The sequence below is a fragment of the Zobellia sp. OII3 genome, from assembly GCF_002211465.1.
Classification (GTDB): domain Bacteria; phylum Bacteroidota; class Bacteroidia; order Flavobacteriales; family Flavobacteriaceae; genus Zobellia; species Zobellia galactanivorans.
In genome coordinates this window covers 1,042,467-1,056,876 of record NZ_MWRZ01000001.1, presented here as the reverse complement: position 1 = coordinate 1,056,876, position 14,410 = coordinate 1,042,467, and the positions used below count along the sequence as shown (strand labels likewise).

At 44.9% G+C, this 14,410-nt stretch carries 9 protein-coding genes; 5 read left to right on the top strand and 4 right to left on the bottom strand.

Annotated features, from left to right (window positions below):
• Nucleotides 1–85: 85 nt before the first annotated feature.
• Entirely contained in the window at nucleotides 86–628 is a 543-nt protein-coding gene (locus tag B4Q04_RS04425) for a CopD family protein (protein ID WP_046287414.1), read from the bottom strand.
• Between the two features lie 229 nt (nucleotides 629–857).
• Here B4Q04_RS04425 and B4Q04_RS04420 point away from each other — a divergent pair, with 229 nt between their 5' ends.
• Nucleotides 858–1,673, top strand: a complete 816-nt coding sequence (locus B4Q04_RS04420; protein WP_052725663.1) for an EcsC family protein — start codon at nucleotides 858–860, stop codon at nucleotides 1,671–1,673.
• Between the two features lie 59 nt (nucleotides 1,674–1,732).
• Nucleotides 1,733–3,061 carry an alpha/beta hydrolase family protein gene (locus B4Q04_RS04415; RefSeq protein ID WP_088696092.1) on the top strand — a complete coding sequence of 443 codons (1,329 nt, stop codon included), beginning with the start codon at nucleotides 1,733–1,735 and terminating at the stop codon, nucleotides 3,059–3,061.
• A 32-nt stretch (nucleotides 3,062–3,093) separates the two neighbouring features.
• Here B4Q04_RS04415 and B4Q04_RS04410 read toward each other — a convergent pair whose 3' ends face one another.
• Both B4Q04_RS04410 and hemH read right to left on the bottom strand, forming a co-directional pair.
• Nucleotides 3,094–4,482 (bottom strand): MATE family efflux transporter, encoded by a 1,389-nt coding sequence (locus B4Q04_RS04410; RefSeq protein ID WP_013993233.1) that lies wholly within the window; start codon nucleotides 4,480–4,482, stop codon nucleotides 3,094–3,096.
• A gap of 30 nt (nucleotides 4,483–4,512) precedes the next feature.
• Nucleotides 4,513–5,544 (bottom strand): ferrochelatase, encoded by a 1,032-nt coding sequence (hemH, locus tag B4Q04_RS04405; protein ID WP_013993232.1) that lies wholly within the window; start codon nucleotides 5,542–5,544, stop codon nucleotides 4,513–4,515.
• Nucleotides 5,545–5,805: 261 nt separating this feature from the next.
• On the opposite strand from hemH, the gene B4Q04_RS04400 reads away from it, so the two are divergent.
• The 3 genes from B4Q04_RS04400 to B4Q04_RS04390 all read left to right on the top strand — a co-directional run bounded on the left by B4Q04_RS04400 (nucleotide 5,806) and on the right by B4Q04_RS04390 (nucleotide 11,410).
• Nucleotides 5,806–6,882 carry a mechanosensitive ion channel family protein gene (locus tag B4Q04_RS04400; protein ID WP_013993231.1) on the top strand — a complete coding sequence of 359 codons (1,077 nt, stop codon included), beginning with the start codon at nucleotides 5,806–5,808 and terminating at the stop codon, nucleotides 6,880–6,882.
• 141 nt (nucleotides 6,883–7,023) lie between these two features.
• Nucleotides 7,024–10,548 carry a TraB/GumN family protein gene (locus B4Q04_RS04395; RefSeq protein ID WP_088696386.1) on the top strand — a complete coding sequence of 1,175 codons (3,525 nt, stop codon included), beginning with the start codon at nucleotides 7,024–7,026 and terminating at the stop codon, nucleotides 10,546–10,548.
• 16 nt (nucleotides 10,549–10,564) lie between these two features.
• Complete coding sequence (locus B4Q04_RS04390) at nucleotides 10,565–11,410, top strand: N-acetylmuramoyl-L-alanine amidase-like domain-containing protein (protein ID WP_088696385.1); 846 nt, start codon at nucleotides 10,565–10,567, stop codon at nucleotides 11,408–11,410.
• A gap of 191 nt (nucleotides 11,411–11,601) precedes the next feature.
• Here the strand turns inward: B4Q04_RS04390 and B4Q04_RS04385 are convergent, their stop codons facing one another.
• The gene (locus tag B4Q04_RS04385; RefSeq protein ID WP_088696091.1) at nucleotides 11,602–14,409 is read right to left on the bottom strand and encodes a ThuA domain-containing protein; all 2,808 of its coding nucleotides are present in this window, start codon (nucleotides 14,407–14,409) and stop codon (nucleotides 11,602–11,604) included.
• Nucleotide 14,410: the final 1 nt, after the last annotated feature.

Below are 14,410 nucleotides of genomic sequence, written 5' to 3'. Positions count from 1 at the left end.
AGGTAGCAAATATCACGCCATTCTATACACAATTTCAGGCCCGTAAAACGACTCCCCCGACCTGGGTCTTATAGAATTTACATCCCTATGCTTTCGGATTTTTAGCCCTGATACGCTTATACAACCGAATACCGAGCATCAACAAAATACCAAGTACGATAATGCCAACCACACCGAATACCCAATTAAAGGCATTCTTCAATATCACCAAGAAGACTATGGCGAACAAAATAAGGGTGGCCCCTTCATTGAATATACGCATGAACTTTGAACTGTACTTGACCTCATCGCGTTGCAGCTGCTTAAAAATTTGGTGCGTCTTCAGGTGGTATACAATCAACAAAAGCACAAAGGCGAGCTTTACGTGCATCCAAGGTTGCTGTAACCATGCCGGGACCAAAATCAATAACCATACGGCAAAACATACGGCCAATACGGCCGAGGGCCAGGTTATAATATACCAAAGGCGTTTGGCCATAAGCTGCAACTGCTTGGTCAGAATTTCCCTTTCGGGCGATGCTTTTTCCGAGGCTTCGATATGATAGATAAATAATCGAGGTATATAGAAAAGACCTGCGAACCATGTAATCACAAAAATCAGATGTAAGGCTTTAACGTATTCGTACAAAGGGCAGGGATTTAGTATTATCGACCAAAGTTAGGCAAAACTGCAAACACCGTTCATATAAGCATACAAGGTTTTTACATTAGGTTAGGTACCGCACCAAGCCCAAACCATAAGAAGGGAAGTTTTGTCAAGGCCGTGAAAAATATACAGTGGCAAAAAACACCTTATACCCCCAATAAACTTCGGGAATGCTTATTTTAGTTCTGCCCGAACCCAAAATATAGACGCTTTGAAAATAGAGAACAAAAAATTGGCCCCTGATGACCTGCTCACCCTCCATAAGGCCAAGCAAAAAATGGAGCAAATCGGCTGGGCCATGCAAGGCCTCAACAAAATGGGCAACCTTATAGAAAGCCGCATTCAACTCCTTCCCCAAAAGCAACGTGACCGAATACAGCAAATTACCTACAAAGTGCTGCACACGGTGGTGAAGAGCAATCTGATCTCAATGGACAAAAACGCCAAAACCACGCCTTCGAACAAATTGTACAAGGCATTGGTGACCTCATCGGGCGCCATAGGAGGGGCACTAGGCGTAACGGCCTTTGCGGTCGACCTTACACTGGCCACCAAGCTTATGATGCGTTCCATTATGGATATTGCCCGTAGTGAAGGCGAAGACCTGAACTCCCTCGATTCGCAATTAGCCTGCCTACAGGTTTTTGCCTTAGGAGGAAAAAGCAAACACGACGACCACCTTGACACCGGATATTACGCCACAAGAATAGCGATTAGCTCCACTGTTAAAGGAGCTAGTGGAATTGCCGGAAAAACACTGACCTCTCTTTTAAACACAACAGGAAACCCGCTTCTTCAATTGATTGCACAGGTCGCATCCCGTTTTAGTGTACAGGTCTCGGAAAAGTTCGTGGCACAAGCCATACCTATTGTAGGGGCGGCCGGTGGCGCTACGATCAACCTGGCATTTATCGACCACTTTCAAAATATGGCCCATGCCCATTTTAGTATCAGGCGGTTAGAGCGCAAATACGGGGAAGACCAAATTCGGTTAGCCTATGAAGAACTATCGATTACAAAAATTTAACACCGTATCGTCTTCTTGTGAAATTTCATTACATTTAGGTCTCAACCAATTGTAACACTATGAAAAACCCAGTTCCCGTTTTCTTGAAAAACACCTGTACGATTACAGCCCTACTCCTGTTTTTATGCGCGACCCTTAGCTTACAAGCACAGGACTTTCTATACGGCGATGCCCTCCCCGATGCCCCACAACTGGCGGAAAGGGGCGATTATACCGTTGGCGTACGCACCCTTGAGCTGATCCATAAGGACCAGGTCGATATCTTAAATTCAAAAGGAGGAAAAGACCCTTTGTACGACCGACCGCTCACCATAGAGGTTTGGTACCCTTCAGAAGCTCCTGACAAGAAAGGAAATACGGTAATCTATGAAGATGTAATGGGTACCCGTGGTGATTCTTTACGCCCCTTGATCCCTTTCTCCTTTAAAGGTAAGGCCTATCGTGATGCGACACCCAAGGCCACGACCGAGGGCTATCCCCTAATTGTAGTATCGCACGGCTATGTCGGATCTCGCTACCTGATGACCTATTTGACCGAAAACTTGGCTTCAAAAGGCTACGTTGTGGTCTCCATAGACCATACCGATTCTACCTTTAAAGATGCGAATGCTTTTCAAAGCACCTTGCTCAACCGGGCCAAAGACATCCAATTTGTCATCAATACGATTGCCGATAAGGGAAGCTCCTCGTCAAAGGATCCGCTTTCTGGAATGGTAGATTCAGAAAATATAGGTATTGTGGGCTACTCCATGGGAGGTTACGGCGTGCTCAATGTGGCCGGTGCTGGTTATAGCGACGGCCTTACCGCCTTTTTCGGTCAGATGACCGGTGGAAGCACGGCCATATCGGCATTGGCGGCCAGCAACGCATCCTATCAAAAACAAATCGACCCCAGGATCAAGGCCGTAGTCGCCTTTGCCCCTTGGGGAATGGAACGCGGGGTTTGGGATGCCAATGGATTGGGCGGCCTAAAGAAACCCACACTATTTGTTGCGGGTGACCAAGACGACATATCAGGTTACGAAAAAGGAATCAAGGCTATTTACAAGGGAGCGGTCAATGCTGACCGATATTTGCTCACCTATAAGAATGCACGCCATAACGTAGCGCCCAATCCCCCTCCGGCCGAAGCATTACAACCCGGTTTGCATATCGATGAGTATTACCGATACGCAGAACCTTCTTGGGACCAACGCAAGATCAATAACATCAACCAACACTTTCTTACGGCTTTCTTGGGCATCTATCTAAAAAATGCCGATTACAGTGCGTATTTGAGCCTCCCCAAAGAATCGAACGACCAAGATTGGCACGGGTTCAAACCAAGGTCTTCAACAGGTATGCAGTTGTTGCACGCCAAGGCCTCGGAAGCCAACATAAAACAATAGGGACATTGCCCCTATCAGGTCTAAAAAAGAGCTTAAGCCCCCTTGGCGACCAAGGTATTCTTGATTTCCTTTCTCAGATAAAATCCGGTTACTATGGTAGCCAAAACATCCGCTATGGGAAAGGAAAGCCAGACCCCCAGTTCCCCAAAGTAATTCGGTAAAACCAATATAAGCGGGATAAAGAAGAAGCCTTGTCGCGATAGTGTTAGCAGTAAGGCCGGTATGGCCTTTCCGATGGCCTGAAAATAGGCCGCACCTATCAATTGTAAGGCTATAATGGGAGTTGCGGCGAACACCAATCGCATGGCCAAGGGAATATGTTCCAAAACATAGGCATTGGCCGCCAAATCATGTGCCGATTGGCCGGCCCTATCGCTCAAGAACAAAGAGGCTATTTCCTTTGGAAAGCCCATAAGACCGATAAAAACGATAGCCGCCAATAGCGATGCGTATTTGATGGCCGTGTTGATCGACTCTCGTACCCTTTGGTATTTTTTTGCGCCGTAGTTGAAACCGGCAATGGGCAGAAAACCTTGGGTAACCCCGAATATTGGAAATAGGGCAAACATCAGCATACGGCCAACGATGGCATAGACCGCAACCATAGCTTCACCTCCAAGGCCGAACAATATATTGTTCATCAAGAGATAAACCACACTTGTAGTAGCCTGGCGGGACAAGGTCACAAAACCCAAGGAACCTATTTCCTTGATTATGGGCAAATCCAACCGAAAACAGGCCGGTGTCAGTTTCAATTCCGATTTTTTCGATAGAAAAAAGTAAAAGATATAGGCTGCGCAAAGTACATTACCGATAGTGGTGGCCCAAGCCGCACCTTCCATACCCCAATCGAATATATAGATGAATACGTAGTCCATTACAAGATTGCCCACAGAAGGAATGATCATGGCGATCATGGCAAACTTTGGTTTTCCTTCGGCACGGATAACGGTGTTTCCCATCATACAAAACGCCAAAAACGGCACCCCGTACAAGACAATGGTATAGTAAATTTTAGCGGGTTCAAAAATCGCTCCTTTTCCTCCGAAAGCCGGTATGAGCGAATCGACATAATAAAGCCCCAGTGCTACCATTGCAACGGTAATCAAAAGGGTTAGGGTAATCTGGTTTCCGAAAGTCTTAATGGCCTTTGCGTAATTGTCCGCCCCAAGCGCCCTAGAGATAATACTCGCACCACCGATGCCGATAGCCATACCCAATGCACCGATAAAAAAGGAAACCGGAAGTACCACATTGATGGCCGCAATGGCAATGGAACCGATCCAGTTGCCCACAAAAATCGAATCGACCAGTATATTGAGCGACATTACCAAGATACCGATAGAAGCAGGTAAAGCCTGTCTCACCAATAGTTTCCCTATTGGCTCCAATCCTAACTGTTCTGCCGATACTTTAGCCATCTATAGTCGATTATCCAATAGGCCAAAGATTTATGCGGGTAAGGCCCCCGTTTCTTGCCAATCTTTGATCCAAGAAGCCATAACCTTGACCCAAGAATCACTTTCGTTCAAACAGGGAATATGCTTGTAACCCTCACCACCAGCTTCCTGAAATTGATGTTGGCCCTCCATGGCGATTTCCTCCAAGGTCTCTAAACAATCGGCAACAAAGGCCGGTGTGATAACCGCCAAATTCTTTATTCCTTCCTTAGGAAAACGTTCAAATTCAAAATCGGTATACGGTTTTAGCCAAGGGTCGTTCGGAAGACGCGATTGGAACGAGTTACTGACCTTGTCGGCCGGAAGGTTCAAATACGCCTTGACCGATTCGGTGGTATCAAAACACTGATGGCGGTAACAGGTGTTGTGTGCCACGGAATTCGTTTGGCAGCACTTCCCGTCTATTTTGCAATGAAAACGGGTAGGGTCAGACTTACGAATATGTCGTTCGGGAATACCGTGGTACGAAAACAGAATATGATCGTAGTCGAAGCCCTCAAGGCTTTCGGCAATTTTTTCTGAAAGCACACGAATGTACTCGGGATTTTTATAAAAAGGAGGAAGCGTGGTCAGCTTCATGTCGGGGAAAAACCGTTCTTGCTCTTCCATTACCTTAACCACGACCGTTTCATAAGATGACATGGCATAGTGCGGATATAAAGGAACCAACAATACCTCATCTACCCCTTTATCATTCAGCTCTTTCAAGGCATTTTTTATGGTCATACTGCCATAGCGCATTCCCAAAGCTATCGGCATATCGGAATGCTCCTTTAATTTCTCGGTAAATCTTTCCGAAATAACGATCAAAGGGGATCCTTCTTCCCACCATATTTTAGCATAAGCCTCCGCCGATTTCTTCGGACGGGTCTGCAAAATAATTCCGCGCACCAAGATGTTTCGCAACCAATTGGGCACGTCAATAACACGTTCGTCCATTAAAAACTCGTCGAGATAAGGCTTTACATCTTTTGCCGTGGGACTGTCGGGAGAACCCAAATTGACCAATAAAACTCCTTTCATAGTTTAGCTACGCTTTTTTTTGGTTTCAAGATGCCCATTATGCCTTAAAGAACTTTCGGCTTTGAACAAATATGGCTATCTTCAAGTGCCCGTTTAAAGGGAAAAACCAATAATTTTTACAAAAATACGCCTTGAAACCTATCTAAAGTGCATGTTATCAAAATACTTTTTGATGCAGCTATAGATTCCGTCGATCTTACAAGCCGTGTAGATATGCCGATTTGAAAAAACAACCTATTATTACTCTTTGAACGACTTCCTATGATAAATGATTTTTTCAACGAAAACTATCAATCGCTCCTTCTACTTTTAGGAACCCTGACCATCTTGATGGTGGCCTATTTCCTATTGATCAAAGTACTTCGGAAATTGGGAAAAAATCCAAAATATCTCATCCCGCCATCTTCGGTAAAGCAGGTAAGTAAACCTATTTTTCTCATTCTATTTTCCATATTGCTCAGAATGGGTTCCTTAAGGCAATTGCTCAACCTAACCCACCTCGAATTTTATTTTCGAAAGGCCAGCACCCTCCTTTTTATTTTCGCTTTTACATGGCTTGTGATCAAAGTAATCAAGATCGTCAAGCAACATGTCATGCACACCTACGACATGAATACCACCAATAACCTCAGGGCCCGAAAGGTCGCTACGCAATTCAACATACTGGAGCGCATCGTGATTTTTATCATCATTATTCTTGCGGTGGGTATCGCCCTTATGAGCTTTGACGGCATCCGTGAAATTGGGGTAAGTATATTTGCATCGGCAGGACTTGCAGGGATTATCATTGGTTTTTCCGCCCAAAAAATGATTGGTACTATTCTAGCGGGGATTCAAATCGCCATCGCCCAACCCATTAAATTAGACGATGTTGTTGTGGTCGAAGGCGAATGGGGACGTATAGAGGAAATTATGTTGACCTATGTGGTCGTGAAGATTTGGGACAAAAGGCGACTGATATTGCCTACTACCTATTTTATAGAAACTCCCTTTCAGAACTGGACCAAGTCCTCCGCCGACATTTTAGGTTCCGTTTTTTTATACACCGATTATTCGGTGCCTTTTGATGCCTTACGGGAAGAACTCACCCGGATCCTCAAAAACACAGAGCTTTGGGACGGGGAGGTCAACAATATCCAGGTTACCGATTCTAAGCCCAACCACATTGAAATCAGGGCCCTTATGAGTGCCAAGGATTCTTCCACCGCATGGGACCTTCGTGTTCTCGTTCGCGAAAAATTGATTACCTTCTTACAGCAAAATTACCCTGACAGTCTGGCCCGTACACGCCTGCAAATAGAAAATATGGAGGGCCGGGAAAATACAACCCGCGAATAGTCGTTATACCTTAAAACCAACATTTTTTTAACGGTTTGTAGGGATATACCGCGCAAGGCGCTTTTCTATTTTTGTAACAAACGCCAGTTTTTTCGGCGTAAATTGAAGCTATTGCACATACCCCTCATCAAAAAAGCATTTATGCGGTTCGTATCGATTTTTCTATTGCTTATTTCTTTTTCGGTCAAGGCCCAAGAAGAAAACAGTCTCCTTTGGGAAATTTCAGGAAACGGCTTAGAGAAAACATCGTACCTATATGGCACCATGCACGTCAGTAAAAAGATTGCCTTTCGCCTAGACGATGTCTTTTTCGACGCCTTGGACAAAAGTGATATGGTCGCCCTGGAATCGGATCCGGGACTTTGGCTCGAAAAGGAAAACCTCATAGGCGGGAGTCCCTATGGCGCGGAAGCGGGATTTGTAACCAAAGGCTTCTACGCCCGATCGTTTAAAGTAGAAAACCCCAGAAAAGAAGTGTTGGGGGCCTACTTGGCCTACGAAGACCGCATTGTAAACAACATTCTCTATCGCACCAATGAACTTTCTCAAAACTTTGAAGAAGAAACCTATCTTGATATGTTCATTTATCAAGCGGGCAAAAAGTTCAACAAACCCATCATCGCCCTTGAAGATATGGAGGAATCCGCCGCCTTGGTAGGGCGGGCCAGTTTAAACGCCATAAAACAGAAACCCGACGAGTGGCTCCAAAAAAAGATGCAGCAATCCGACCCCATGTTTCTGCTTCAAGATGCCTACAGAACCCGAAACATAGCTTTATTGGACTCTATTGACCATGCCATGTATACCTCGCACTACATGAAGAACATGCTGTACATCCGCAATGCCAACATGGCCGAAAGAATGGATTCCATAATGCAAAAAGGAAAGGTGTTTGCCGGTATCGGTGCAGCACATCTGCCCGGGGAAGAAGGGGTTATTTCACTTTTAAGAAAAAAAGGATATACCGTAAAACCCTTGGTTTCGAAGGCTACTTCCAAAGGAAAGAGACTAAAACTGAAGTTTGAACAGAAGAAAAGGGAAAACCAATACAGCACTTACGGCCCGGAAGACGATTTTTTCAGCGTTGACCTGCCCAACAAATTATATCCGGTTTCCGATATCGGAAAAACTACCTATGTCTCTCCAGACTTGGCCAACGGGAGTTTTGTGGTTATCAACCGCATTCCTACCTATTCTTTTTTAAAGAAGGACGCCCTTTTCTCTTTAGAAGAGATCGACAAGCTGCTATTCGAGAACATTCCCGGAAAAATACTGGAAAAAAAACCGATCAAGAGGGGTCCGTTTGCCGGGCTTGACATCAAAAACTTGTTAAAAAACGGAGACCACCAACGTTATCAGATTTTCGAAACCCCTTTAGAACTGGTCATCATAAAAATGGGCGGGGAAGGCGATTACGTCACCCAATTTTCAGATCGGATTTTCAATAGTCTAGAATTTAGGGCCGATTCCATTCCGGATTCTAAAACGGTTTCCTCGGTCTACGACGATTTTGAAGTACGAATGCCCTCGCTGTACAGCTTTACCAATCGCAGTAGAAACGGTGACCGCTGGATAGAAGGCTATGACTCGATTGCGGACAACTACTACTTTCTCCATAAATCAGTTTTAAACGATTTCAATTTTATCGAAGTAGATACCTTTGAACTAAAGCAAATACAGAAACGCTTTTACCAAGACTTAGAGCTAAAACCCGACTACGGTCCGTTTGAAGGCAGGAAGCTCCTCTCATCGGCCGAAATTGACGCCATCCCTAAAAAACGCCTATATCTTATGACCACCTTGCGCCAGGGCGAATATTACCTTTTAGGCATGGTCGGTCGGACCCAAAAAGAGGCCGATGCATTTTTTGAATCCTTCAAACTCAAAGAAGGCAAAAGCACAAAACCTTTTGAAACCGTTATAGATACCGCCCTATACTTTAGTACAAAAAGCACGGTAAAACCACCTAAATTCGTAGAGAGCAGCACCAAGTATTACAGTGGCGCGCCCCAAGTAAAACCCTATGACCCCTTTTACAAAAAGACGGTCTACCAAAACGAAAATGGGGAAGCCGTGTCCGTAGAACTGAATAAATCGCACAATTTTTTAATGTTCAAGAATATAGATTCGGTCTGGGCCCTGCGTAAAAAGCTATACGCACATAAAAAATACAATATCATTGGAGAAGAGACCAAAACTTCCCCTAAAGGATATCACGAACTGCAAATGATCTTGACCGACACGGCCAGCACTAGGGGCATTTTGGTCAAGAACATCATCAACAACGGACTCCTTTACGAACTAAAGGCCGTAGTGGATACCATGGGTCAACCGAGTGCCTTCGTCAACGAGTTCTTTAACAACTTTGTGCCGAAAGACACCCTAATCGGACGGGATTTGCTTGAAGACAAAGTACCCGAGTTCTTTAAGGCCTTGAGCGAAAATGACAGTATAGCCCTTGACGGATACCGATTTATAAAATTCGAGCCCAAACATGCCGATTTACTCAAAAAGCACATTTCGGAATATGACCTAAACCGGGAAGACCGACACATCCAGCTGTACCTGATTCGGAAATTGGCCCAACTAAAAGGCCTTGACCTTACCGATTTCTACAAAACTTTCTATGCCAAATCATATAATAACTCCACAGCACAGGCCGTGCTCCTTCAAGAAATTGCCAAAAAGACCGATGAGGCCTCCACAAAACTACTGTTAGAATTAATGGAGACCGATTTGCCGTTGCTATCGAACACCTTCAACATCAGTCTTATATTCAAACCTTATAGAGAAAATTTGGAGCTGGCCAAAAAATTGTACCCCAAACTATTGGATTATAGCTCCATCCCAGAATACAAGGCCCCTATTTTTTCCTTATTGGCCGAATTGCTCACCCAAAATACCATCAAACCCAAATTATACAAAAAGTACAAAACCCAGATTCTAAACGATGCCAAAACCCTTATCAAAAGACAACTGGGAAGCGACCTTGCACATATCAACGATGACTTCTACAAACTGGGTGCGAGTAAGGCCAATACAATTCTGTTAGAAAATTATATCACCTTGCTCTATCCCTTCCATACGGACAAATCGGTGGCACATTTCTTTGACCAACTCGAACTTGTAGAAGAACCTAGCGTACAAGCGACCTACCTTGCCTTATTACTAAAAAACGGGCAGCAGGTATCTCCCGAACGCTTATCGGACCTGGCTTCCGATATAAACGGCAGGCTCCCTTTGTTCAAAAAACTTAAGGAATCGCGAATGCTGCGTTATTTTCCCGCCGACTATAACTCCCAACAGCACTTGGCCGAAGCCCTACTATACGAAGACACAAAATATAACAAGGCTAAAGACTCGGTCGTCTTTACAGCCCATAAAACTTTACAGTTTCAGGGAAAAACATATGTTGGATACTACTTTAAAAAACGCACCAACGAAGATTACGACAAGAATTTCTCCATGCACTTATTGGTCTTTGAAGATGAAAAGGAATTACAGACCCAACCTTTTTATGAAAGTGAAGCCATGCGCATTGAAGATACCGACACCGAAGAAGAGGTCATTGGCTATATCACCGAAGCCTTTGAATTAAAGGACCGAAGACGTGCCGATATCTACAGACCTAATGGTTATGGACTCTTTGGCCATCACGGGTTTTAATTTGTATTTTTATACTATGTCTAGATGTATCTTTTTTTTATGCTGTATTCTAAGCCCTATCCTAGGTATAGCCCAACAAATCACCTGTTCGCCGGCCGATAAGCAAGCCGTAGAGAATAAACTCATTGCTATTGACGGCCTATTGGAAAAGGACTTTGGAAAAACCATTGTGGCCATTGGCAAAACGTTTATGGATACACCCTACGTTGCCAAAACTTTAGAGATCGGAGAAACGGAAACCCTAGTGATCAACCTGCAGGGCCTAGACTGCACCACTTATGTCGAAAACGTCTTGGCCTTTGGCCTTATGCTAAAAAAGCAAAAAACAGGCTTCCATGATTTTACGGAAACCCTTGAAAACATTCGATATAAAGATGGTAAGCTTGATGGCTACGCTTCACGGCTCCATTACTTTTCGGAGTGGATCGCCAATAACGAAAAGAAAGGCTTATTAAGGGATATTACCTCTGAAATTGGCGGGAAGGAAATCACCAAACCCATCAATTTTATGAGTACGCATCGCGACCTTTATCCGTTTTTAAGCGATGATAAGAATTTTGAAAAAGTAAAGGCTTCCGAAAACTACCTTAACCATCAACCGATTTGCATTCTGCCCCAAGATGAAATTGAGGCCAACGAACATTTGATCCAAACCGGAGATATCATCGCCTTGACCACATCCATTAACGGATTGGACGTTACCCATACCGGAATTGCTACACGGGAAAAAGACGGACGCATTCATTTGCTACACGCCTCAACAGGGTCGATGAAAGTAGAGGTCTCCGAAAAACCCCTTGCCGAATACCTCAAGAAAATCAAGAAAAATACGGGAATTATGGTGGCCAGACCTACCAAATAATGCCCTTAAGACCCCAACACAAACCGACCGATCAGTTTGTTGTTGGTAAGATAGAACCCCAAATACCCTTCTATTTACCTTTTGACGAAAGTTTAACAACGCTCATCGCCCCGTTGACCGTAGCCGTTTAGGAAAATTCATCACAACACCGACTCTCCGGTCGGTTGTAGCTTTTCGCCCCTTTTAAAGCATTATCGACCCAAACAGTAAATGAGCCCCCCAAGTAAATGTTGTTTAAACTCCGGTTCGTCGTAAGATGCATTGGAATGACCGCCCGCTGTATAGAAAGCCCTTCCCCCATCATAAACATGGTACCAAGAGAACGGATGATACGCACCATTGGTCCCTCCTTTATAAGTAGACTCGTCCAATTGTATCAACGGAGTTATATCGGTATTGATGTCTTTAAAGTTATACCACTCTTCCGTTCGAACCCAATTGCTTGGCAAATGACTAGTAGAACCATGGTTGTGATCGATTACGTTCAAGCTAGCTTCCTGTATGCTAGGGTGACCATTAAAATAAGCACCTACCAGCTTGCCATACCAAGGCCAATCATATTCGGTATCGGTTGCCGCATGTACCCCCATAAAACTACCCCCAGATCGAATGTAATTTTCAAAAGCCTTTTGTTGAACGTCGTTTAAAACATCGCCCGTAGTATTTAAGAAGACCACGGTCTTGTATCGCCTCAAGTTGTTAAGGGTAAAATCGTCTCCATTTTCGGTTTGGTCCACTTCAAAATCATTGGCATCGCCCAAAGCCTTTAAGGTAGCGACCCCTTTATCTATCGAACCATGACGGAAAACGCTCGTTTTGGTAAACACCAAGACCCTATCCGTTGTTTCAGGTATTGGCAAGGTAGTAACACGAATCGCCTCACTTTGCCGCGATTCATTTTGTGCGGCATCAACGGCCGAAACGGTAAAACCATATAAGGTAGCCGGTGCGAGTCCGTTTATAGATGCGCCCGTAGCGGTAGCCGTCTGGATCTTTTGTCCGTCTTGGTAAATGATATATTCGGTGATACCGATATTATCGGTAGCGGTACTCCATGAAAGGGCAACACTGCCCTCGGTGATATCTTCCGCCCTTAAATCGCCCGGCGCCGAGGGAGGCACGTCATCAACGTACACCTCTGCCTCAGTCGTCACTTTCAAAAGTCCACTTTGTTGAGATTCGTTTTCAGCCACGTCAAAAGCTGAAACGGAAAACGCATATTCCGTTCCGGGGGTCAAGTTCAACACTCGGTACCGCGTCTGGGTTACTGTCGCAAAAAACTCCCCGTTCATATACAACTTATAGCCCGACACGCCCACACTATCCGATGCCTCATCCCAACCCAAATCTATCGCAACCTGACCAATTGTATCGGCAGTCAAAGAGCCTGGCACCGTGGGAGCGGTGGTATCCTCCTCTTCTTGAGCTTCTTCTTTTTCGGTTCTTACGGAAAAGGGCACGCTCGCCGGCGATTCGTTTTCGGCGGCATCTAGTGCCGATATCGTATACACATACTCCGTATCGGCATCAAGCCCCGTTATGGCGTAATGGGTATCAACCTCCAATGTTATAGGTTTTCCATCTTGAAAAATTCTATAATTGACCACACCGACACTATCGGTCGATGCCGCCCAATTCAATTTTAAAGAAGAGGACGTAAGGGCTTCTACACTAATATTTTTGGGTACCGTAGGAGCGATCGTATCTTTCGACACCACTCTTTCACTTAAGGTCGTAAAACTTAAGGGATCACTTTTTTCCGATGTATTGCCTGAATTATCATTAGCCACCACCGAAATGGCATATGCCGTATTAGGACTTAGTTCTTTGGCCATATATTCGGGTTCGGGCGTCTTGGCCACAAGAGCTGCATCTAGATAGACCGAATAGCCCGAAATGGGTATGCTATCATTGGTCTCCGACCATGTAAAACTCGCCGTAGTAGCTCCCAATTCGGCAAGGCGTACATCTTTGGGCGCCCTTAATACGATGCTATCGGTGTTGGTACCCTCCAAGGTTTTGACCATAAGAGCTTCACTGCTTTGGGATTCATTTTCGGCAGCATCTAAAGCACTTACCCTAAAATGGTATTCCGTGCCCCCCTCTAAATTATCAAGCAACAAAAGCGTATCACCAACCTTACCGACCAAAGTAGTATCCTTATAGACCGAATAGGAAGTAACCCCCACATTGTCGGTAGCGGCCTGCCAGTATAGTTTCAGACCGTTCTTCTTTACCTCGGCCACGCCAAGCCCAACAGGAACGGAAGGCGATATGGTATCTTTCTGCGGAAGCTCTTCGAGAGGAAGCTCGACTTCCACCACATTACTCGGTTTTGAAGCCTTACCGATCAAATCGATCGCCGCCACGCTAAAACTATACGTATCACCGGCATTAAGCTGGGGCACTTGATACCACTTTCTATCAACACTGGCGATTTGGACCGTATCTTGAAACACCCTGTATTCCTTGACCGCCGAGGCATTAATATCTAGGGCCCACTTGAGCCTGACCATATTTGACGATACACTATCGACCGACAGTATTGGCGCCATGAGCACGGAACTATAATCGTTAAGGGTATCGTTTTTTATCAAGGTATCTTCTTGTACGGCCGCCTCGGTAAGCACTTTTATTTTCTCACTGAACTTAGAACTGTTACCTGCGGCATCGGCAGCACGAACGGCGAAAATATACTCGGTAGCTGCCTTCAGGTTTTTGGCATGATAGGTAGTAATAGAATCGCGAGACACCTCAACACTATCTAGATAGACCACGTATTGTACCACCTTAACATTGTCTTTTGAAGCTTGCCATGCCACGGTGACGGAAGAATCGGTAACATGAACAGGTTCTAGGTTTTTGGGAGGATGGGGAGCCTCTACATCGGTTGCCACGGTAACGGCATCGTCACTCTTGTCCTTTTCACAGGCAACAAAGAAGAAATATATACATACAAACAATGCAGAAAGCAGGCCTACAAGGGGTCTTTCTTTCATT